This is a genomic window from Mesobacillus harenae, assembly GCF_013343715.1.
Classification (GTDB): domain Bacteria; phylum Bacillota; class Bacilli; order Bacillales; family Cytobacillaceae; genus Mesobacillus_A; species Mesobacillus_A harenae.
In genome coordinates this window covers 129524-152090 of sequence record NZ_JABUNR010000008.1, presented here as the reverse complement: position 1 = coordinate 152090, position 22567 = coordinate 129524, and the positions used below count along the sequence as shown (strand labels likewise).

The 22567-nt window shown below is 40.4% G+C and carries 22 protein-coding genes and 2 other annotated features; of the genes, 3 read left to right on the top strand and 19 right to left on the bottom strand.

Going from position 1 to position 22567, the window contains the following annotated elements; all coding sequences use genetic code 11:
* Nucleotides 1-154: 154 nt before the first annotated feature.
* The 3 genes from HRJ06_RS11585 to HRJ06_RS11575 form a co-directional block, all read right to left on the bottom strand.
* A complete protein-coding gene (locus HRJ06_RS11585) occupies nt 155-379 on the bottom strand; it encodes a hypothetical protein (RefSeq protein WP_174733082.1) in 225 nt (74 codons plus the stop codon).
* A gap of 123 nt (nt 380-502) precedes the next feature.
* On the bottom strand, nt 503-1576 hold the full coding sequence (gene mnmH, locus HRJ06_RS11580) for a tRNA 2-selenouridine(34) synthase MnmH (protein WP_174733081.1): 1074 nt from the start codon (nt 1574-1576) through the stop codon (nt 503-505).
* Between the two features lie 392 nt (nt 1577-1968).
* Nucleotides 1969-2544 (bottom strand): hypothetical protein, encoded by a 576-nt coding sequence (locus HRJ06_RS11575; RefSeq protein ID WP_174733080.1) that lies wholly within the window; start codon nt 2542-2544, stop codon nt 1969-1971.
* Nucleotides 2545-2935: 391 nt separating this feature from the next.
* Between HRJ06_RS11575 and HRJ06_RS11570 the strand changes: the two genes are divergently transcribed.
* Nucleotides 2936-3541: a class I SAM-dependent methyltransferase gene (locus HRJ06_RS11570; RefSeq protein WP_174733079.1), complete on the top strand. Its 606-nt coding sequence runs from the start codon at nt 2936-2938 to the stop codon at nt 3539-3541.
* A 205-nt stretch (nt 3542-3746) separates the two neighbouring features.
* Here HRJ06_RS11570 and trpA read toward each other — a convergent pair whose 3' ends face one another.
* The 8 genes from trpA to HRJ06_RS11530 form a co-directional block, all read right to left on the bottom strand.
* Nucleotides 3747-4517 carry a tryptophan synthase subunit alpha gene (trpA, locus tag HRJ06_RS11565; RefSeq protein WP_174733078.1) on the bottom strand — a complete coding sequence of 257 codons (771 nt, stop codon included), beginning with the start codon at nt 4515-4517 and terminating at the stop codon, nt 3747-3749.
* Nucleotides 4510-5721 carry a tryptophan synthase subunit beta gene (gene trpB / locus HRJ06_RS11560; RefSeq protein ID WP_174733077.1) on the bottom strand — a complete coding sequence of 404 codons (1212 nt, stop codon included), beginning with the start codon at nt 5719-5721 and terminating at the stop codon, nt 4510-4512. The genes trpA and trpB overlap by 8 nt, the downstream gene beginning before the upstream one ends.
* 60 nt (nt 5722-5781) lie before the next feature.
* Nucleotides 5782-6384: a phosphoribosylanthranilate isomerase gene (locus HRJ06_RS11555; protein WP_174733076.1), complete on the bottom strand. Its 603-nt coding sequence runs from the start codon at nt 6382-6384 to the stop codon at nt 5782-5784.
* Entirely contained in the window at nt 6384-7175 is a 792-nt protein-coding gene (gene trpC, locus HRJ06_RS11550) for an indole-3-glycerol phosphate synthase TrpC (protein WP_174733075.1), read from the bottom strand. The genes HRJ06_RS11555 and trpC overlap by 1 nt, the downstream gene beginning before the upstream one ends.
* Nucleotides 7176-8201, bottom strand: a complete 1026-nt coding sequence (trpD, locus tag HRJ06_RS11545; protein ID WP_174733074.1) for an anthranilate phosphoribosyltransferase — start codon at nt 8199-8201, stop codon at nt 7176-7178.
* Nucleotides 8185-8787, bottom strand: coding sequence for an anthranilate synthase component II (locus tag HRJ06_RS11540; RefSeq protein ID WP_174733073.1), 603 nt, complete (start codon nt 8785-8787; stop codon nt 8185-8187). The genes trpD and HRJ06_RS11540 overlap by 17 nt, the downstream gene beginning before the upstream one ends.
* Entirely contained in the window at nt 8784-10175 is a 1392-nt protein-coding gene (gene trpE / locus HRJ06_RS11535; protein ID WP_338421083.1) for an anthranilate synthase component I, read from the bottom strand. The genes HRJ06_RS11540 and trpE overlap by 4 nt, the downstream gene beginning before the upstream one ends.
* Before the next feature lie 59 nt (nt 10176-10234).
* Nucleotides 10235-10620, bottom strand: a binding site (T-box leader).
* A 132-nt stretch (nt 10621-10752) separates the two neighbouring features.
* Nucleotides 10753-10999 (bottom strand) — a binding site (T-box leader).
* A 72-nt stretch (nt 11000-11071) separates the two neighbouring features.
* Complete coding sequence (locus HRJ06_RS11530) at nt 11072-11719, bottom strand: MOSC domain-containing protein (protein ID WP_174733072.1); 648 nt, start codon at nt 11717-11719, stop codon at nt 11072-11074.
* A gap of 140 nt (nt 11720-11859) precedes the next feature.
* Between HRJ06_RS11530 and HRJ06_RS11525 the strand changes: the two genes are divergently transcribed.
* Nucleotides 11860-13131, top strand: coding sequence for a bacillibactin exporter BcbE (locus HRJ06_RS11525; RefSeq protein ID WP_174733071.1), 1272 nt, complete (start codon nt 11860-11862; stop codon nt 13129-13131).
* A gap of 417 nt (nt 13132-13548) precedes the next feature.
* On the opposite strand, the gene HRJ06_RS11520 is transcribed toward HRJ06_RS11525, so the two are convergent.
* A complete protein-coding gene (locus tag HRJ06_RS11520; RefSeq protein WP_174733070.1) occupies nt 13549-14346 on the bottom strand; it encodes a DUF2935 domain-containing protein in 798 nt (265 codons plus the stop codon).
* Nucleotides 14347-14884: 538 nt separating this feature from the next.
* On the opposite strand from HRJ06_RS11520, the gene HRJ06_RS11515 reads away from it, so the two are divergent.
* Nucleotides 14885-15508: a TetR/AcrR family transcriptional regulator gene (locus HRJ06_RS11515; RefSeq protein WP_174733069.1), complete on the top strand. Its 624-nt coding sequence runs from the start codon at nt 14885-14887 to the stop codon at nt 15506-15508.
* Nucleotides 15509-15860: 352 nt separating this feature from the next.
* On the opposite strand, the gene HRJ06_RS11510 is transcribed toward HRJ06_RS11515, so the two are convergent.
* The 7 genes from HRJ06_RS11510 to HRJ06_RS11480 all read right to left on the bottom strand — a co-directional run bounded on the left by HRJ06_RS11510 (nt 15861) and on the right by HRJ06_RS11480 (nt 22541).
* A complete protein-coding gene (locus HRJ06_RS11510; RefSeq protein ID WP_174733068.1) occupies nt 15861-16646 on the bottom strand; it encodes an enoyl-CoA hydratase in 786 nt (261 codons plus the stop codon).
* A gap of 19 nt (nt 16647-16665) precedes the next feature.
* Nucleotides 16666-17712 (bottom strand): phosphotransferase family protein, encoded by a 1047-nt coding sequence (locus HRJ06_RS11505; RefSeq protein ID WP_174733067.1) that lies wholly within the window; start codon nt 17710-17712, stop codon nt 16666-16668.
* 57 nt (nt 17713-17769) lie between these two features.
* Nucleotides 17770-18750: an NADPH:quinone oxidoreductase family protein gene (locus tag HRJ06_RS11500; protein WP_174733066.1), complete on the bottom strand. Its 981-nt coding sequence runs from the start codon at nt 18748-18750 to the stop codon at nt 17770-17772.
* Between the two features lie 28 nt (nt 18751-18778).
* Nucleotides 18779-19567 carry an enoyl-CoA hydratase/isomerase family protein gene (locus HRJ06_RS11495; protein ID WP_174733065.1) on the bottom strand — a complete coding sequence of 263 codons (789 nt, stop codon included), beginning with the start codon at nt 19565-19567 and terminating at the stop codon, nt 18779-18781.
* Nucleotides 19568-19669: 102 nt separating this feature from the next.
* Entirely contained in the window at nt 19670-20458 is a 789-nt protein-coding gene (locus HRJ06_RS11490; RefSeq protein ID WP_174733064.1) for a tyrosine-protein phosphatase, read from the bottom strand.
* A 93-nt stretch (nt 20459-20551) separates the two neighbouring features.
* A complete protein-coding gene (locus tag HRJ06_RS11485; protein ID WP_174733063.1) occupies nt 20552-21322 on the bottom strand; it encodes a 3-hydroxyacyl-CoA dehydrogenase in 771 nt (256 codons plus the stop codon).
* 64 nt (nt 21323-21386) lie between these two features.
* Entirely contained in the window at nt 21387-22541 is a 1155-nt protein-coding gene (locus tag HRJ06_RS11480; RefSeq protein ID WP_174733062.1) for a thiolase family protein, read from the bottom strand.
* Nucleotides 22542-22567 lie beyond the last annotated feature (26 nt).

Below are 22567 nucleotides of genomic sequence, written 5' to 3'. Positions count from 1 at the left end.
TAGCCTTAAAAAAGTTTTATGTATTTAGAAATTTATTGAAACTGAGGGATCCCTTTCCCTACGCATTTTACTTTGCCAAGGAAAAGGGATACAGGAATTAATAGGCTGGTAAGAGTACAGTGCGAGGGCTACTGGATTATTATTTATTAATGATTCAATGACTATACTTATTCAGGTATGGTAACTTAAGTTGTTTTCTACCCAATAAAGAGGATTCAATCATATCTTGGGTATCGACAGGAAAGTCACCATGTCCATAGCTAATGTTATTCTGAAATCGTGCTCCTAGTACGAAAATATCTACTCCGTCATCTGAGGTGAACGCCGCCTTTTCTTCAAGTGCAGTAAATCGCTGATGACAATTCTTTGATTCCAACATTTTAGTAACCTCCTGAAAGATCATAATTCAGCATTATTGCATCCTTGAATTTCAGAATATTGCGTTAACATTCCGTGTAAAAAAAAGAAAGTCCAAGCTTCCTTTTTTAAAATTACCACATTATTATTTTTTTAAACTTAATTTCATTGTCTCGTTCAGCATTTGTAATTCCTTTTCAATCCTTTTAATAGCTTCACCCATATCGTCGCTGTTAATCGGTGTGAAACTGCCCTTGTATTCGAGAAAAGAGTGTTTGTATCTTGGGTCATAGTAGTGCTCTAGCAATATTCTTATAACAGCTTTATAGTCTTGGTCAATTACCGACTGGTTCAACAAAGAGGATTGCTCCTGGTCCTTTAACCGTTTTTGAAGCCGATTCGTTTTTTCTGAAACCTGTTCTCTAAACCAAGCTTCTTCTTTAAAGGGAGATACATACTCATCATAAATTCTATCTATTCTATTTTCTATAGTTCCGCTGACCAGAAAGTGAAACCCATCTAACTTTCTGCTAATCATTTCCTCGGGCTGCATCACTCTGCCAATTCTCCTGCTTTCAGCTTCAACTATATAGTACGGTGAATCTTTAATTTCCCGCAGTCTACTAAACAATAAAGCATCAAAAGTTTTTTGATTATGGCCGTCTCCTATGCCGATAGTACCGAAAATTGAACCACGGTGGTTCGCATACCGTTCTAAGTCAATAACAGGATAGCCTTTTGCTTCGAGCACTTTTAACAAATCAGTTTTCCCTGTACCAGTATGGCCATGAAGAATAACAGCCTTCTGAGGGAGCATTTTTGGAATTTGGTCAAGAATATATTGTCTGTAAGCCCGATAACCTCCATCAAGCCTTACAGCCGGCAATCCAGAAAACTCAGTAAATGATGCGACAGACTTACTGCGCATCCCTCCCCTCCAACAATGGACAACTGGCTGAAGTCCTTCTTCGGTTAAGGATTTAATTTGGTTTAGAATTAATGGGATTTTGGGAGAGACAATTTCCATCGCTCTCCATTTTGCTGAATCGGTTCCTTTTTGCTTATATAGAGTGCCAATTTCTTTCCGTTCCTCATTAGAAAATAGAGGAATGTTAATGGAACCTGGTATGGATGCTTCTTCATACTCACCCGGAGATCTGACATCAACGGGTACATAGGAATGATTATTTACCAACTCTTCAACTGTAATGTCCTGCATGATTAACTCCTTGCCAAAATGCTAGTATTTTTTGATTGACTCTGTAAGGTTTATTATTGATAAAAAAGTAGTCAAAATCGCTCACTGTTTGTGGACAAACATTAAAGCTTCCATGGTGGTTCTCCAGCCACTGAAAAGGCATTTCTGAGAAAAACTCATGAGTGAAATGAATTTTCAAGCAGTCTCGCAATTTTGATTCCTTTTTATAACTCAAATCAACAATATAATCTAACACAGCTTTCTATTTATTCCTAAACTCTATTCTATATAAAAAAGTGTTAAGTTTCACCTTCCATTCTCTTGTTATTGTTCTTTCCAGTTTATTCTCACTTAAGACATTCTTGTTAGAATAAGAAAAAACGAAGGTTTATAGAAATCCTCCGTTTTTTTATTCACCCTAATGACTTTCCAGTTAACCTGCGAATGGCCCGTAAAAAAGCTTTCCATTCATGCGGGAAACTATCTAATCCTTGCTTGATGTAGATTTTTTCTTTTGTAACGAGCTTAAGGTTCCAGCTGATTCCATCTAATATAATGCCCTCTCCTTGATAGTCTTCACTCCAGTCCCAGATATTGAGATTATAAAGTGTCTTTTTAAAATCTTTCATATTTCCTGCTGTTTTTGTTGTTTCACTATTTAGCGTAGCTATTGAATCAAGGTGCCATTCAAAATACGTGAAGCTATTATAGGTAAAGTTCACATTTACTCTTATCTCTGGACCAGGGTATCCGCTGATTGCAACGACCAACGATACAGGATCTTTAGTTGGGTTAATGAAAACAAAGTCATTTTTCATTAAAAACAATTCCTTTTTGCTGCTAATGGCAAACTCTAGGCTAGAAGTGTCAATTCGTCTACCATTACCACCACTTACCTCCGTTAACTCATTCATTTTCTGACACAGGAATGAGATTGGAACCGATCCGCGTTTGTCTAAAATATCTAAAATGACCTCATACATATTCATCTGTCCATCTTCCTTTTAATTTTATACGGCTCCCCAGCCTGGTTATTTCAGGAGTTCTTTTTTGAAGATACTCTTTACTTCAGAAGGAAAAGATCAGTCCGCTTTTCTTAAATTATATAAAAATTTTTTTTCTAATACTGTAACAAATAGCACGGGGTTATCTTAAATCTTTCAAATAATTTCCAACTACATTTGCAGAATTTAGTTATTTCGCTCGACTTCCTTGTACCACTTCTCTTTTTTCTCTAAATTTCGACTTGGTTTTGCTGTTTCTGTCTAATCATGCGGTTTCCCGAGAAATAATTATTAGGTTCTAAATTTATATTTTTATATCACTACACGTTTAACAGCTAAGGAATTTGGTTAATAAAAACTAACGAGGTGCAATCATATGACTAATAACACACTTGCACGCCAATTCGAAAAACCCAAAGGATTTTTGGGGAAAATCGTCGGACTGGTGATGTATTTTGAGAACAGAAAAATTAATAGGTGGACAATAAATAAATTAAAGGTTCGAAAATGCACGGATATTCTTGAGATCGGTTACGGGCCAGGCTACGCTATTCATTCAATTATGTCCCGATACCGGACAGTTTCAGTTGATGGTATTGATTTATCAGGCAAGATGAAAACCCAGGCTGAAAAGGTCAATCGTGATTGGGTTGAAATGGGTAAGGTACAATTATTCAAAGGAGATATACAGAATTATAATCCTGGTAAGCAGTATGAACATGTTTTTTCAGTCAATAATTATCCGCTCTGGGATAAACAGGAGCAATCATTAAAAAGAATCTATCGCATAATGAAAACAGGTGGAAAACTCGCTCTTACGGTCCAGCCAAGGGAAGAAGGATCTGACGACCAGACGGCCCGTGATTTAGGAGATAAAATGCAAGCTGATTTAGAAAATGCTGGATTTAAGGATGTCCACGTATCCTTCCTTAAGGCTAGGCCTGTGTTAACCGTTTGTGCAACTGCCACTAAAATCAATTAACAGCTAAATGCTGCCGCCAGTGATGCAGAAGTGTTCCCGAGCTCCCTGAAATGAAACCCATCAGCTCCTTGCGAGATACGTTAGGAAGTTTAAACATCGATAAATACTGGGTACATGCTGGAGCTAGACAGTAGTCAATTTTAAAATTTTTTTCTTTCTTACCGATCAAAAAACAAGCCGCTTTCAAAAGAGAGCGGCTCCTGTTTTATGCTTGAATGGCTATGGATGCAGAAATTAACTTTTTTATTTCATCAAGTTCGTTTTGCTCAAATAAGTCAATAATTCTGCTGCCCACAATTACTCCGTCACAATACTTACTAACATCTCTAACGTGATCCGGGGTTGAGATTCCAAATCCCGCCAAAACCGGGATGGGGCTTAATTCTTTTACTTTTTGCAGAAATGCTCCAAGGTCTGGGTTAAACCCTGATCTTGTACCTGTAATTCCCGCAACCGTTACAGCATATATGTAACCGTTGCCTCGGCTGACGATTGCTTTGATCCGCTCAGGAGGACTGGTAATGGTAACTAGCCGGATTAGTTCAATCGCTTTCCCTTCAAGAGCTCCAGAGATTAGATGTTCCTCCTCAATAGGGAGATCTGGGATAATACAGCCATCTATCCCCGCTGCAGCAGCAGCTTCGGCAAAGGCATCTATTCCAAAGGACAAAACGGGGTTGATATATGTCATTACAATAAGAGGAATCGAAACCTCATTCCTGCATTCTGAAATTGCTTTTAACGTTTTTCGCAAAGTTGTTCCTGCCTTAAGCGCCCTGATACCGGCCTGCTGAATCGTTGGTCCGTCCGCAACGGGGTCTGAAAATGGAATCCCGAGTTCAACTGCTGTTGCTCCACTTTTTTCAAGAAATAAAAGTCTGTCTTTAAGAGTATCAAGTCCTCCGTCACCTGCCATTATATAAGGGACGAATGATTTTCTTTCTGTCTGATGAAATGCTTTTTCTATTCTATTCATGGTTCCTACCTCCCAATTTCTCTTTCACGGAGTGGACATCCTTGTCACCCCGGCCGGAAAGACAGACAATAATCCCTTCTTCTCTATTCATCCCAGCAGCCAGTTTGATAGCATACGCCACTGCATGTGCACTCTCAAGTGCAGGGATAATGCCTTCTGTTTTAGCAAGTAATTGAAAGGCATCTAGTGCTTCATCATCAGTAATTGACTCATAGCTAACTCTTCCGATATCCTGAAGATGGCTATGTTCCGGGCCTACCCCAGGATAATCAAGACCAGCCGAAATAGAGTGGGCCTCCTGAACCTGACCATCTTCATCCTGAAGAAGGTACATCATGGCTCCATGAAGAATCCCTGGTTTTCCCTTTGTCAGGGAAGCAGCATGGAATTGTGTTTCAACCCCTTGTCCAGCAGCTTCAACTCCGAACATTTTTACGGATTTGTCCTCTATAAAAGGGTGGAACATTCCGATGGAGTTGCTGCCGCCACCAATGCAGGCCACTACAGCATTTGGTGCCTTCCCCTCTTTTTCAAGGTACTGTGCTTTTGATTCTTGTCCGATCACACTTTGAAAATCACGAACCATTTTCGGGAAGGGATGCGGTCCCATAACAGAACCTAAAATGTAGTGGGTATCATGAACATTTGCAACCCAATAGCGCAGAGCTTCGTTAACTGCATCCTTTAGAGTAGCACTTCCTGATTTAACACTGATAACCTTGGCTCCTAGGAGTTCCATTCGAAATACATTCAGTTCTTGTCTTCTAACGTCTTCTTCCCCCATAAATATAACGCAATCAAGATTTAGAAGCGCACATACAGTTGCCGTTGCCACACCATGCTGGCCAGCACCAGTTTCTGCCACCACTTTACGCTTGCCCATTCTTGCCGTAAGAAGGGCCTGCCCAATCGTATTGTTGATTTTATGAGCACCCGTATGGTTTAAATCTTCCCGTTTTAAATAAATTTTGGCTCCGTTTGCATGTTTCGTTAAATTTTCGGCAAAATAGAGAGGGGTTTCCCGGCCAACGTACTCCTTCAGCAAATAGTTTAACTCACGGGAAAATTCAGGATCTTTCAGAGCCCTTTGATACTCCTCTTCGAGTTCTATTACTGCTGTCATTAAGGTCTCAGGAACATATCTGCCTCCATAAATACCGAAATGGCCTTTTTCATCGGGCATTGCATAAACTTTCTGTGTCATTAAATTCCCCTCCAAAACTCTCTATAAATTATTGTCAAGACTCTTTTTTTCTGTTGCAGTTTACCTTTTCGCCTGTTCGAGGAAAGCACTTATTTTTCCCCTATCTTTAATTCCATTCGTCTCCACACCGCTGCTAACATCAACCATATAAGGCTTTACCGCTCGAATTGCTTCATTTACATTCTCGGGATTCAACCCACCTGCAAGTATAATCCTTTTCTCCCCTATTCCAAGATTTAAAGCCAGCTGCCAGTCAAAAGAAGTCCCATTTCCTCCCCTAAATTGACCAGCAGGGCTATCAAGCAGCACAATCTCTTCAGGTCTTGCCGAAATTTTTTCTAAATCTTCTTCAGACTGGACACCAATTGACTTTATAACAGGAAGCCCCAGGCTGCTGCTAAACTCAGCTGATTCGTCACCATGAAGCTGAACATGAGTTAATCCAGCTGTTTCAAATATGTGATGGATATTCTCAGCCGTTTCGTTCACAAAAACACCTACCTTCCAAATCTCCTCTGGCAACTTACCTATAATTTTTTTAGCTACCTGAGGGGCAATCCTTCGCCTGCTTTCCGCAAAAACAAATCCAAGCGCATCTGCCCCTGCTTTTACAGTGAAATCTGCAGTTTCCGGATCCATAATTCCGCATATTTTCACTTTCATTAAACCGTTCCCTCCTTAATAGGGATTCGAAAGGCATTAAAAGTCTCTTGAAGCTTGGCTGCTTTCATAAATGTTTCCCCTACTAAGATTCCGTTTGCACCGGCATTTCTTGCTTTTGCAACATCTTCCTTCGCCTTCATACCACTCTCACTTATCAAAAGCGAACCTGCCTGTTTAACAAGCGGACCTAGCTGCTCTGTACGATCAAGACTTACTTCAAAGGTTTTTAAATTCCGGTTGTTAATCCCAATAAGTGGTGCTTTCGTAACAAAAGCTTTCTCCAGTTCCTGCTCGTTATGAATTTCGATGAGTACTTCCAGCCCTATATGGTCTGCATACTCATAAAGATCTTTTAACTGTTGTGTTTCTAAAGCAGAGGCTATCAGAAGAATGATGTCTGCTCCTGCATGTTTAGCAAAATCGATTTGAATTTGGTCAATAATAAAGTCCTTGCATAATAACGGAAGATCCACCGCAGAACGGATGGCTGTCAAGTCTGCAAATGTTCCTTTAAAGAAATTTTCATCTGTTAAAACAGAAATAGCATCAGCACCACAGCTTTCATAAAGCTTTGCCTGGGCAACAGGGTCGAGGTTTGGGTTGATGTCACCCTTCGATGGTGATGCCCGTTTAAATTCTGAAATAATAGCCATATTTTTATTTGTATTCAGCTTACTAATCAGTGACCTTTCCTTTTGTTGAAACTCTGTTTGATGGGGTAACCCAAGCTTTTTTAAATTCTTTATCTCAGTAGCTTTGTGTTCAATGATACGATCCAAGATAGTTTTCATTTATATCACCGCCTTCGCAGATTTACGGCATGCTTCTACTAAACGGTTTAATTTTTCTAATGCGGCTCCAGAGTCAATGCTTTCAGCAGCAAGCTGAACTCCTTCAGCGATAGATGCTGCCTTGCCGCCAGTGTATATCCCAATTCCGGCATTAAGTAGCACAGTGTCCCGATGTGCTCCCTTATCTGCCTTAAGGATACTCAAAAGGATTTCCGCATTTTCCCTTGAGTCACCTCCCCTTATTTCCTCAATATCATAGACAGGGAGATTCACTTGATGAGGATGAAGCATTACTTTAGAAATGTGTCCGTTATCTAGGATGACAAGTTGATTTTCTCCAGCCAGACACGCTTCATCCATATAGCCTGCTCCATTAAGGACAACTGCTTTTTTTCTGCCCAGATTCTTTAACACTTCTGCAAACTTTTCAGTTAAGTCTCTTCTATATATTCCAAGAACTTGATAATCTAGCTCAATAGGATTTGTTAATGGTCCAATCAAATTAAAAACAGTCGGTATCCTAAGATCCTTCCTAACCTTCATGATTCTTTTAATTTTGGGATGAACATGGGGTGCAAATAAAAAGGCAATACCGGTCTCTGCTAAAATATTTTCTGTTGCTTCAACCTCAAGGTCAAGCCTCACCCCGAGATGTTCAAGAACATCCGCACTTCCTGTTTTACTAGACACACTTCTATTTCCGTGCTTTGCCACTGGAATCCCTGCACCGGCGATTACAAAAGCTGATGCTGTGCTGATATTAAAACTTTTTGACCCGTCTCCGCCTGTTCCACAATTATCTATGGCGTTTGGAACCTTAGCAGTGAACCTCAAAGAATGTTTGCGCAGTGTTTTCACTAATCCTGATAATTCTTCTACGGTTTCCCCTTTTGCTTTTAAACTCACCAGGAAGGCAGCAATTTCACTATCCGACACAGATTCACTGAAAAGTTTTCCCGAAGCCTCTTCCATTTCCTGTTCCGTTAAAGATTTCCCCTCTGTTAGCCTCTCAAGATATGTTTTCATTTTTCAGCTGCTCCTTTCTGATTTCAGATAAAAAGTTGCTCAGTATCTGCTTTCCTGTAGCCGTACCTACAGACTCAGGATGAAATTGCAGGCCAAGCACCGGGTATTGCTGATGCTTCATTGCCATAATCTCTTGATCTTCCAAAGCGTAGGCAATAACCTCAAATTGACTCGACAGTGTCATTTTTTCAACGACAAGTGAATGATATCTCATCACATCGAGAGACTGGGGCAAATACTGAAAGACTCCTGTACCAGTATGCGTCAGCTTTGAAACCTTTCCGTGCATGATCGTTTTTGCCCTTACAATTTCGGCTCCAAAGGCGTAGCCAATAGCTTGATGCCCCAAACAAATCCCAAGGATTGGAACTTTTTTGTAAAACTGTTTAACTAATTCAACACAAATGCCTGCGTTTTCTGGCCTTCCTGGTCCTGGGGACAGAATAACCGCCTCTGGCTGCAGCTGATTAAGTTTACCCAAGCTAATTTGGTCATTGCGTATTACTACAGGGTTTTCACCGAGCTCCCCTAAGTACTGATAGAGATTAAAGGTGAAGCTGTCATAATTGTCGATAATCAGTATCATTTTTGCGCCTCCCTTAATGATCTCAGCTTGTGGCTCGTTTCCTCGTATTCTTTTGAGGGAACTGAATCGTACACAATCCCCGCTCCCGCCTGTATATACGCTTTTCCTCCTTTAACGACCATTGTTCTGATTGCAAGTGCAAAATCCATACTTCCATTCGCTGACAGGTAGCCAACTGCACCTGAATAGACGCCCCGTTTCATTCCTTCAAGCTCACTGATAATTTGCATCGCTCTAATTTTTGGGGCTCCAGAGACAGTCCCTGCTGGGAGGCAGGCAATTAATCCATCCATTGGGGTGTATTCATCCCTTAACTGTCCGCTCACTTCTGACACGAGGTGCATAACATGCTTATACCGCTCTGTTTTCATATATTTTTCAAGGCTTACAGAACCAAATTCACACACACGGCCCAAATCATTTCTCCCTAAATCGACAAGCATTTTGTGTTCTGCCAGCTCCTTCTCGTCTGATTCAAGCTCTTTTTGAAGAAGAGAATCTTCATTTTCGGTGCTGCCTCTAGGCCTAGTGCCTGCAATTGGATTCGTTGTGATTTTCCCATCCCGTGCCTTTACAAGACTTTCCGGAGAAGCACCAGCTATCACATAGTTTTCGAACTCTAAGTAATACATATAGGGGGAAGGATTTTGGACTCTTAGTTTCCGATAAAAAGAAAAAGGATCGCCCTCTGCTTCTGCTTCCAGCCTGCGGGAGAGAACTACTTGAAAGATATCTCCCTGCTCAATATAATCTTTTGCTTTTTTCACCATTTCCTCGTATTCATGCTGTGTAACGGATGACCGATAGGCTGAAATCGAAAAGGGATCAACTTTAACTGTGTTTGCAATAGATTCAAGTTCTTTCTTTCGTTTTGCAAGTTTAGCCTGTAAATGTTCAGGAGTATGCTCCTCTGATAAAGGAACGGCTATCAAGTAAGCTTTTTGATTTAGATGATCAAAGACAACTGCTTCCTCAAAAAACATTAGATGGGCATCTGGCATATCTAATTGGTCCTCTACAGCTGGACCTATATTCTCGAAATCCCGAATCATATCATAGCCAATATATCCGACTGCACCCCCAATGAACGGAAACTCTGAGTCTCTATCCAAAATAGGCATCAGATTATTTAGAACATCAAGAAATTGCCCCTCCATGTTCTGCTCACCATTATCATTGCTAAGGACAACTTGACCGTTAAATGCCTTTAGTTCAAAAGCGGGATCCGCCCCAATAAATGAATAACGTCCTGAATTCTCATACTTCAACGAACTTTCTAATAAAAATTTCTTTTTCCCGCTGATTTTCTGGAATATCGAAATGGGGGTTAACACATCCCCTTCAATTTCTTCAATCAGCACTTCAGCCTCTGCTCGTCTCGTCTCCACTATGCTCTCCCCTTTCAGTAAAATAAAAAAGTCCCCTATACAGACATAAAAAATGCTGTATAGAGGACGATAAAAACCGCGGTGCCACCTCGATTGGAACAAGAAAATAGACTGTTCCCTCTTTTCAGGTACGAAAAAAGCTAATGCTAACCGGCTTCGCTTTTCTTTGTCCAGCTCCGCCTTCTAGAAACTTGTGAAACTTCAGTTCCTCCTTCAGAAGCACAGTACGCTTCTTTGGCGGACCTTCCAGTTTCCCTGTTTCTGGACAGTCGGCTTCGCTTTTCTTTGTACCCTTTCCTTTTAACGGTGGAAATCCGTGCACCCCTACTTTATTTCAGGGTGCCTCTTGTAAGCCCATTCGAAGGTTCCTGCGTACCGGTTTTCAGCATTTCCGGCTCTCTGTAACGCACCAAAACCATCTACTCTTCTTACGCAACAATTTACTATTATCCAGTTTTTAATTTTGGGCTTCGAGGAGTCGATCGCCTTAACTCCAATCAACACTGCTATAAAAATCAACAATGTTCTATAACAGAGCTTAATTTTCATTCTTGAATACAAAAAGGCCTCACATCCAAATAAGGACGAGAGACCCGTGGTACCACCTTGATTAGCCGAATTCGGCTCACTTTAAAGGAATCAAGCCTGCAGCTTTAATTCCCGACTCTTGTAACGATGAGACATGTCGCCAAATCCTACACCCGAAAAAAGGTTCGGTTTGGTAGCTCAGAAGTCCATTCGCTCTATCTTCCACACTGATTTGCACCAACCATCAGCTCTCTGGGGTTTCTGATAAAGTTACTCTTCTCCTTCAACGCCGGAATATTAATATTATAAACAATGATATGAAGATTTTCCCCGTTTGTCAATAAAATATTTAGAAAATAACAATAATATTATTTGCTTTGCTTACTGATTTTTTTATTTAGCTGACTCTTCCATTCAGAGGAAAGGCTGGAAATCTCCATCAGCTTTTTCATATCGGTAATGTTATCTTGCTCATGAAGGTAAATCTGATTTGCCCTAAGCACGGAAAATGATCCATTTTCACGGTCTTTTAGGATCATGTCCGCATCTGAAGAGACCTTGCCTTCTTCAAGCACCCTAAAAAAATAACCCGTGTAACCTGTATGGAACACCCGCTCAAGCAAGTTTTCTATACCATTGAATTTTGATATTTTCGAACAAGGAACACGCCCCTGACAAATTTGAACAACCGCCTCATCAAGCTGAAAAACATCGCCGATGTAGACCTCATTCTCAAGCATGCCATTAATAGTTATATTCTCTCCAAATGCGGGAATTTCCAGTTTCACGCTAAACTCTTTTCCCCAAAGATTATAATGCTCATAAGGATATAGACAAACAGCACGTTCCGGACCGCCATGATGCTCCAAATTCGCTACTCCATCCTCGTTAAACCCCATTTTTGTTAGGAAAGCTTCTTTTACTTGATCTTTACCTATTGCTGAAGATATCTGCTTGCCTTTCCAGTTGTATACAATCGGCTTACCAGTATTCAATTGCAATACTTTGTTTTTCATTCGCCACCCCGTATATTTTTCCTTTATTTTATCTTTGATTCTGTTTTATTGCCATCAAAAAATTTCCATAAATAAACACTCCTTTATTTCAAGGAACTGTAAAAGATAAGAGTAGTATGAAAAAAGGCGGGTTATGGCATATGAACCATGTAGAAAAGTTGCTTTCAAAAAAAGAAAAAGGCACCTCTAAACATAAAAAAAAGGCTAGCGGCGGTGGCAACAAAACATGGGCCATTTTATCGATTTCTTCTATCCCATTGGTCATGACACTCGGAAATTCCATGCTCATCCCTGTTTTACCGGTTATGGAGAGGGAATTAAAAATATCTTCTTTTCAATCCAGCATGATTATAACCGTCTATTCCTTAGTGGCGATCATTCTTATCCCTCTTGCTGGATATCTATCTGATCATATCGGCAGAAAAAAAGTGATTATTCCAAGCCTGATTATCACTGGAATTGGCGGGATTATATCTGGCTGGGCTTCCTGGAAGCTTGCAGATGCATACTGGCTAATCCTTGTTGGCAGAGCACTACAGGGAGTAGGAGCGGCCGGTGCAGCACCTATTGTTCTGCCACTTGTTGGGGACATGTTTAAAAAAGAAGATGAAGTCAGCAGCACTCTTGGTATTATTGAGACCTCGAACACATTCGGCAAAGTTTTAAGTCCTATTTTAGGTGCTTTTTTAGCAGGCTTTTTATGGTATTTGCCTTTCTTTTCAATCCCAATTTTTTGTGCTCTGTCAACTATCTTAATGTTAGTTCTCGTCAAGACCCCTAAAACCGAAGAGAAAGGAATTCCTTTTAAAGAATTTCTGATAAAGATTAAACAAATTTTCACTGATAATGGCAGGTGGCTTTATGCCATTTTCATTGTAGGAGTCATATTAATGTTTGTTCTGTTTGGAGTCCTTTTTTACCTGTCTTCCATGCTAGAAAATAACTATGGCATTAAGGATGTGAAAAAAGGTTTTTTCTTAGCGGTACCTCTTGGGGCTTTGTGCCTTGCTTCCTTTTTTACGGGGAAGAAAATAAAAGAGAACAAAGTGTTAATGAAGTGGATCACGTTTGCTGGGATTGTTTTGCTTGGAGGCTCAATCGTGCTGTTAAGCTTCACAAAGGAGCTATGGTTTATGATTGGCCTCTTCTTAATAAGCGGAATTGGAATTGGAGCTAGCCTTCCTTGTCTTGATGCCTTAATCACCGAAGGAATTAAAAAAGAACAGAGAGGAACAATTACGTCTATCTATAGTTCAATGAGGTTTATAGGAGTAGCGGCAGGACCTCCGGTTATAGCACTCCTTATGAGAGGGACAGGCAAGACAATATTTTACATTTTAAGCGGGATATGTTTATTAGCAGCGATTCTTGTGTTCTTTTTGATAAAACCAGATAAAGAATCTCACGCTTAACAACGGTTACGTGACTTTTCATATTGCCTGTGTTACGATTTAACTATATAAATAAAGGTGAAAACCATAGGTGTTAGCGCACCCATGGTTTTGCAATAGCCGTATCCCAAGAAAGGCTCGGCCTTTTGCCAAAAATAGACCTCTCCCTCAATTGCTGTCAAGGGAGGTCTATTTTTTATGGTTAAATGTCAGGACAGCGATAATAATAGAGGTAAATGACATTGCTACCATAAGTGACTCGAACACTGTCAAAGGCATCACCCCCTTTCCTCGGGGCTAGCCAACCATTCTTAAGGACTATTGCCATTTTAGTATATCATAACCTTGTCTAAATAGAGAACGTTTGTTCTGTATTTATATTAAATTAGTCCTTAGTAACTATTTTTGCTAAAAGAAACCAACTGCATCTTTTTAAAATTATGTTTTTAGTCTTGGTTTAGCAGGGTCACACTGAGGACCGGAAGTACCAGTGGATTGAGCTACCTTGGTCAAATAATAACATTCCTCCCGATACATATGGTCTGCCATTAAAGGGGCAAATGTACCAAGAGCCTGATCCGTCAGCTCCATCTCCTCAAGTTCTTCTAAAAAGTTCATAAACAATTTAATTTCAAGTGAAACCTCTTTATTCATTCTCGCCAAGCCTGGAAACTCAGCCATGTTAGTACGCAAATAGCCTGTCATTTCCACTGCTTTGATATAAAAAGCCTCAAAATTTTTCATGTAAGCTTTGCTTTTTGCCTTTATTTGTTTTTCAACTTGGTCAAGATTGTCCTCGATAGCCCCTGCATGGCCCGCAGCATCTAGCAGCCAAATTAAATGGTGATGAAGCTCATGGAAAATAGGCGGAACTTCTCCTTGTTTCAAATATCCCAGAACCCTTATATATTCCTCAACCTCATTTACCATATGATTAACAAAAGTAGGACCTAAATGAATTTTTATTTTACCTGTTAACAGCCGTTCGATAATAGAAAGTTTAAATTTTCTAATCCTTGCTGCTTCTTCCTCTGCTTTCTCACTCAATCCAATTAAGTCTGCACTTTTCGTGTTTTCAAGCAGCTGATCGAAGGTTTGAATGAAATAAACTGCCATCTCAATATCTTCATTCTCTGTTGGTGCCAAGGAATCATGAATAAACCTGGCATGATCCCCAAGAACCTGCAGCCAAAAGCCATGTTCAAAACGAGCTGCTGTTTGAAAGTCATTTGCCATTCTAATCTCTCCTTTCTGTTCCATCATAAAATTTTATTGAGATAGCATGTATTTTATACCTGAGCAATAAAAAAGGTGACAGGCACTATCCATAATTTGGATGGTGCCTGTTACCTTTTCTCCTTATATCTTTATGCTTTAAATACGGTGCGGGTAATGAATACTGCATCCTTTGTCAGCTAGTGTTACAGTCACATTCTTTGGGTCTTTTCCAACCAAGTACGACCACAAATGACGACATTCCTTGTTAAATAATTGTTACTCTTATTTTAAGAAAGAACCGCGATGACTACGTCTCTTCCTGAAGACTCGATCCCTCTAATACTAGATATAAATTAAGCAAAAGACAGATTTTAACGTAAAAATATAATATATGAAAACCATGTACTAGATCAGAGTAAAAAATTCTTTTGAAGAATACCGATTGATTTTTCAGAATAATTGCTATATATTTAAACAAATAGTAGAAAAATGACCTAAAATTCAAACAGGACTAGCCAGTATATAAATAAAAACGGAATAATAGGAGGGGTCGACGATGTCGTCTTTTAGGGTAAAAAAAACTGCTAAGAAAAAGCTAGATATTCTAAGATCAGCTGCAGCAGTGCTTGCTGAGAAAGGATACCAGGGCACCACTATGGAAGAAATTGCAGCAAGACTCCTCATGACAAAAGGGTCAATGTATTATTATTTTAAAAATAAAGATGATCTTCTTTACCATTGCCATCAAATGATTATGGAAATCAGCCTTGAACGAATTGAACAAGTTGTTAACAGTGATTTAAATCCGGTTGAAAAACTACGCAGTGCTATCAAAGGACATATTTTACTTGCAACTAGCGAAAAGTCAATGTTCATGGTAGTGGGGATACCAAAACAGAATTTTTCTGACACTGAATTTCAAGAAATGCTCAAACTGAGAAAAAGTTACTCTCAGTTTATTGACCGAATAATAGTTGAAGGCATCGATAATCAGGTTTTTGATAGTGTGGATGTAAGAATGGTAAGAATGATTATATTAGGTGCTCTTAACTCAATTCAAGAATGGTATGACCAAGGCGGTCCCCAATCTGCAGATGAAATATCAGAAGCCTACGCTGATTACTTATTAAAGATAGTCGTTAAAGAAGAGATACTGTCAAAGCTTAAAGTGGATAAATAAGCGTTAAAATCGCTGTTTATCTCGTACTAAGGTTGGACCAAAGAAACCCTCTCCAGAGGAATTCAGGAATTATGTTATATTACTTCGAGAATGCCAAATCAATGTCCTGCGGGTTCAGCTGAAAGGGAATAGTCTCATGCGCTATAGCGGGGAGAAGGCTAGTTGTACGCCCGCGGAAAAAGAGCAAAGTTGGCCAGATATAAGGGATTCCTTTTGTTAATCGCTCTCTTACTAAAACCACAAAAGAAAAACAGGCTGTCGGGAGGTTCTGACAGCCTGCACAGGTTTTGGTTGAACTTTTTTCCATTTATCGGGGCCTTCCAGCATCTAATCGGACTCTAAGATCTCCTCTTTACCGATGCTTAAATACTGGTGATCGCTTTTCAATAAATGCTTGAACCCCTTCTCTTACATCCTCTGTTGCAAAAACTTCTGCAAATAGCTCTGCCTCAATCTCAATGCCTTGGTCAAATGAGGTATCCATTCCCTCATTCACAGCCTGTTTTATCCTGCTTAACGCCTGGCAAGAATAGCCTGCCATTTTTTTCGCCATTTTGAGGGCAGCTTGCATTCCTTCTCCTCTTGCTGCTACTGAATTCACCAAGCCAAGGTTTAATGCCTCCTCAGCTGTAATCGGTTCACCTAAGAACATTAATTCCTTCGCTTTCGGGGGACCAATCAATCGTGGTAAACGCTGCGTCCCTCCGCCTCCTGGAAATAGACCGAGTTTCACTTCCGGCAAGCCAATTTTAACGTGGTCTTCCGCAATTCGAATGTCACAGGTTAAAGCAAGTTCGCACCCTCCCCCAAAAGCGATTCCATTTAACATGGCTATGGTTGGTTTTGGAAGATCAGCAATTAAATTCAATACACGATGAGTTTCCATGTTATTTTTCTTAAGATCTTCTTTCTCTTTACCCAAAGAAGATGGGAACTCTTTAATATCAGCCCCAGCCATAAATGCTCTGTTTCCAGCCCCTGTTAAAATTGCGACAACAACATTTGAGTCTTCAGCAATACGCGTAAAAATTTCCCCAAGTTCTCTGGTTACTTGTCCGCTTAATACATTCATTGGCGGATTATCGATTGTTACAAAGGCAATTCCTTCTGTAATTTCAATCTTCACTAGTTGTGTCATTAGTATCCTCCTATTCACTTTAACGCAAAATTTCTTTTTGTTGCGCCCTGGCTGCCTGTTCAAGCAGATTGATAATCCCGGCATTCAGTTTTCCAAAGCGCTCATCTTTTGCTTCTCCAATTTTCCAGCGATAATAGATTTGTTGAAGAATGACGGCAATTTTATAAAAAGCAAAGGTGAGATAATAATCTATTTGCGATATATCTCGTCCACTCTTGTTTGCATACAGTTCGAGCATTTCTCTTCTAGTTAAAAATCCAGGAGCCGTCGTGACAGATGTTAAACCAGTATCTGCTTCATCAGCTTCCGTCCAATAAGCGATAGCCGCTGCCAAATCAGTTAGCGGATCACCAATTGTACTCAGTTCCCAATCAAATACACCAACCACAGTACCAGGGTCTGATGACGAAAGCATCATGTTGTTTAGCTTAAAGTCATTATGGACGATAGTAGGAGGAGGTGAGGAAGGAATGTTCTCAACCAGCCATTTTTCAATATTTTCAGCCCCTGGGATGTCGTCTGTTTTTGAATTATGAAACCGTTTAATCCAACCATGGACTTGACGGCTTAAATAGCCTTCCGGATAGCCAAAACTGCTTAAACCTGCTGCTTTATAATCGACAGCATGCAATTTCACCATTGTCTCCATGACTGCATTTGAGACAAGAACACCTGTGTCAGCTCGGTTTTCAAGTCCTTGTGGAAGGTAATCATCGAGCACCACGCCATCCTTCTTTTCCATCAAATAAAAATGCCGTTCCATAATGGCAGGATCCTCAGAATAAAGGATAGGCTTAGGCGCTAGCTGAAAAATAGGATTTAGTTTTTCCAAAATCTCATATTCCCGTTTCATGTCATGGGCTTTTGGAGGAATAGGACCAAATGGAGGTCTCCTTAAGACGGCCTGCCAGCTTCCAATCGAAATAAAATACGTTAAATTCGAATATCCCGCTGAAAACTGTTTTACTTTGATAGGTTCGTTAGGAAGCCCTGTTATTGACCGGTGCAAATAATCCTCAATCAATTGCCAATTTATCTCATGGACTTTGTTTTGCTGCTGGTTCATGCAATCTCTCCTTTGCTTGAAACACCTTCCAGACCACTTTCCTTATAAATACTGTTATCACAGCTTTACAATGACTTTGCCCCATGTTTTTCTTGACCCTAATAAGTTTAAGGCTTCCGGTACATCTTCAAATTCGTATTCTTTATAAATCAGCGGTTTGATTTTCCCTTGTTCATAAAGGCTCATCAAATCTTCGTGTTCTTTAATAACTTTTTCTGGCGATAATCGATTAAAAAGGCCCCAATGGACTCCAACGACAGAGTAGTTTTTGATTAACACATGGTTGGCAGGGATGGACGGGATTTCTCCCCCAGCAAAACCAATTACGAGGATTCGCCCATCAAATGCAATGCATTTTCTTGAACGGTCAAAAACATTTCCCCCAACAGGATCATAAATAACATCTGCTCCTTTTCCACCTGTTTCCTTTTTAACTTTTTCAACAAAATCTTCCTCTAAATAATCAATAACCAGGTCAGCTCCGAGTTCCTTACAAATCTGAGTTTTTTCTGATCCCCCAGCAGTTGCTATTACATAGGCTCCAGCTGCTTTTCCCAGTTGGATGGCTGCAGAACCAACTCCGCCTGCACCTGCGTGGACAAGCAGCACTTCTCCCGTTTTAAGGCCAGCCCTAGAAAATAACGCATAGTAAGAGGTATGATAGGTAATAAATAAAGCTGCTGCTTCTTTCCAGCTCATTGAATCAGGTATAGGATAGACAGAGCTTTCTTCAAGCGAGACATATTCGGCCAACCCGCCCTTAGGTGCCTTTGGCAGCCCTAAAACCCGCTGGCCTACTTTGAAACGGCTTCCTTCCGCTGCTTCTTCAACTACACCAGAAATTTCCGACCCGATCGTAAATGGCAAAGGCGGTTTTTCTTGATACTTTCCTTGGCATAAAAGAATATCAAAAAAGTTCAGCGCCACGGCCTTAACTTTTATTAACACTTCTTTATCATGACGCACAGGGCTTTCCAGTTTTTCAATCTGCAAGACTTCTTCAGGTTCTCCAAGTTCTTTAACAAGCCAGCTTTTCATATTAACAGCTCCTCTTTTACTATATTTATTAGGAATAGGATCCTGTAAAGTTTGGTTTGGTTTTTTCCAAAAAGGCTCTTACCCCTTCTTTATGGTCTGCCGTGGTAAAGGCAATTCCCTGTACCATTGATTCCTCTCGGAGCATATCGTCTAAGGAAGACTCGAAGCTGCGATTTAATAAAGATTTAGCGAGACCAATGGCAATGGTCGGACTTGATGCAAAAGTTTCGGCAATTTCTTGGGTACGGTCTAACAGTTGTTCAACTTCGACAACCTCCAGGCAAATACCATATTCTTTTGCTTCAGCGGCTGATAGAGTCCTGTCTGAAAAGGCTAATTCTTTAGCCCTAGCCATTCCAACAATCCGTGGCAAATGATAAAGTCCCCCTAAGTCTGGGACGAGGCCAATTTTATGAAAACCTAATGCGAATTTAGATCTTTCCGATGCTATTATAAAGTCACAGGCAAGAGCAATACTGAAGCCTGCACCAACGGCATGGCCATTGACTGCTGCAATAACCGGCTTTTCCATTTGAGCCAAATCTTTTAAAAAGTGAGTATGATCTTCCATACGTTTTCTTCCTGCTGCTGCTGAAGAAATACTCGAAAATCCTTTAATATTTCCACCAGCACAAAACGCTCTTCCGTTACCGGTTAAGATAACTGCACGAATATCCGGATCATTTTTAATAGAACCTATTGTCTCATTCAACCCTTCAATAATAGCAGTTGAGAGCGCGTTCAAAGAGTCCGGTTCATTTAATGTAATTCGGGCAACACCATTTTTCACTTCTGTAAGCACGGCTTGACTACTCATCCTTTTACCTCCTTAGTCTTCTGAAAGCGATTGCATTATTAAAAAAATTTAAAAATTTTTACAGTTTCAGTAGGTGCAAAGCTGACATTTGAATTACCAATGTTATTCTAAACAGTGATTCTCTAGATTCCTTCTGACTTCCTCTGTTATGCCGAATTCCTTTTTAATATAGGTATCAAAATCACCATATGTACTGCAAATGGCATTCAACGCTGCTTGCAGATAATCTTCCCTTACAGGGAAAGAATGCTTAAACCTTGCCAACTCTGACGCAGAAAAAAGCTTAGCTGCCCTTTCAAAAAGTTCATTATGATAGTCTGCTAAGGTCTGATTTGACAATAAATAATCCTCTAAGACGGTTTTATATGGAACCCCAAGTGTCATCAAGATAATCATCGAGCCAACGCCAGTCCGGTCTCGCCCAGCTGTACAATGATGAACTAAAGGCAAATTTTCTTGAAGACCTATAAACAGTCCCATTAGTCTTTTATAAGATTTGTTTTGTATAGGCATGTCACTATATATTTTCGTGAATCCATCTACCGTGAATCTGCGAAAGTACTCTCTCTTAATCTCATCTTCATTTGTTAACATATTGGTAGTGATATTTTCTTCATTTGAAACAGACACTCGTTCATTTATTGCAAGGCCAATTGGAGGATCAGGATTTCTGTCGGCCTCTTCTTGTCTGCGATAATCAAAAACACGCTTTATTTGCAGGTTTTCCAGGTATCTTTTATCTTCTTCCGTTAACCCAGTCAACGAAGCAGCCCGAAATAAGATCCCTTTCTTAACTCGCCTTCCATCTGCTGTCTCTAGTCCGCCCATATCTCTAAAATTAATAGCACCTGTTAAGGGTAATAAGCATTCTGGCATGCTGACCTTTTTCATTTAATCACCCTTTCACCATTCACAGAGTATATTTTCCACCCTATTATAAGATAAAGCTGACTCTAAAAATCCTTGAGTCAGCTATTATCGAGCTTATTTCGGCTGCATTCTAATAGCCCCATCGAGACGAATAGTTTCTCCATTTAACATGGGGTTTTCGATGATAGCCTTTGCTAAATGCGCATATTCAGACGAGTATCCCAATCTAGGAGGGAATGGCACCATTGCACCTAAGGCTTGACGGACTTTTTCAGGAGCTCCTGCTAGTAATGGAGTATCCATAAGCCCCGGAGCGATTGTCAAAACTCTGATTCCATGCCTTGAAAGATCTCGAGCAATAGGCAAGGTCATTCCAACTATTCCGCCTTTTGAAGCACTGTAAGCTGCCTGACCCATTTGACCATCAAACGCTGCGACAGAAGCAGTGTTAATAATAACTCCTCTTTCTCCTTCTTCATTTGGATCGTTTAATGTCATTTTTTCAGCAGCCAAACGAAGAACATTAAATGTGCCGATCAAATTGATTTGGATAACCCTTGTAAAACTCCCAAGGTCATGAGGCTTATCTTTTCCTACTGTTTTTTCTGCAGTTCCGATGCCCGCACAGTTTACAGTTACATGGATTGCTCCAAACTTTTCTACGGTTTGATTAATAGCACTGCTAACTTCTTCCTCACTTGTAACATTTGTTTTTACAAATAAAACTCGTTCTGATCCATATTTTTCAACTAAGGCAGCTCCTCTATCTTCTTGAAGGTCAAAAATTGCTGCACGTCCGCCATTTTCAATGATCGTTGCTACTGTCGCTTCACCTAAACCAGAAGCTCCTCCTGTTACAACCGCTACACTGTCTTTAATGTTCATATCCATTCTCCTCCCTATTTTAAGGACCCTTACAAAATAATGATGTCGCCGACTTTATATGAATCTATTCGTTAATTCTTTCGATGATTGTCGCATTGGCCATGCCGCCGCCTTCACATATTGCTTGCAGACCAAAACGGCCGCCGGATCTTTCCAATTCATTCATCATTGTAATCATGAGTCGGCCTGCTGAAGCTCCAAGCGGGTGTCCTAATGCAATCGCTCCTCCGTTTGGATTAAGCTTTTTTGGATCTGCTTTCATTTCATCTAGCCATAGCATAGGAACAGGAGCAAAAGCTTCATTAACCTCATATGTGTCCATATCTTCAATAGTCAGTCCTGCTTTTTCAAGAACCTTTCTTGAAGCGGCAGCTGGTCCTGTCAGCATTAATGTTGGGTCGGAACCAATAACAGATCGTGCAATAATCCGGAACCTAGGTTTTAGTCCTAATTCCTCTGCTTTTTCTCTTGACATTAACAAAAGAGCTGAAGCACCATCACTCATTTGGCTTGAGTTTCCTGCGTGAATCCTTCCGTCTTCTTTAAAAGCAGGCTTAAGTGCTGCCAACTTTTCAATTGACGTACCTTTTCTCGGACCTTCATCCTGTGTAACAGTCACAGTCGTTCCATCCTCAAGAGTTACCTCTAAAGGCATAATCTCTTTGTCAAACCAGCCTTGTTCTTGAGCATGAAGTGCCCTTCGCTGACTTTCTAATGAAAATTCATCTAACTGACCGCGTGTATATCCCCACTTATCGGCAATCCGCTCAGCAGATAATCCTTGATGAATCATTTCATACTTCGATGTTAATGTTTCGCTCCAGGTAGATTCCCTGCGAGTAGCTCCCATTGGAATTCTGGACATGCTTTCTACACCGCCAGCGATGACAATATCCATATCCCCACTCAAAATAGCCTGTGCGGCAAAATGAATAGCCTGCTGGCTTGATCCACATTGACGATCGATCGTAGTACCCGGGACATGAATCGGAAAATCGGCCATCAGAGCAGCTGTACGGGCGATATTTAATCCTTGTTCCTCCACTTGGGCCACACAACCCAAAATGACATCCTCGACAAGTCCTGGAGAGATTCCAGCACGGTTAATTAATTCTTTAAGCACTTTAGAAGCCAAATCGTCTGGACGTACAGAACTTAGTACCCCTTTACGCTTTCCTACCGGTGTTCTGACTCCTTCAACAATAACTACTTCTCTCATCTTATTTCCTCCTCTGATTTAGTTGA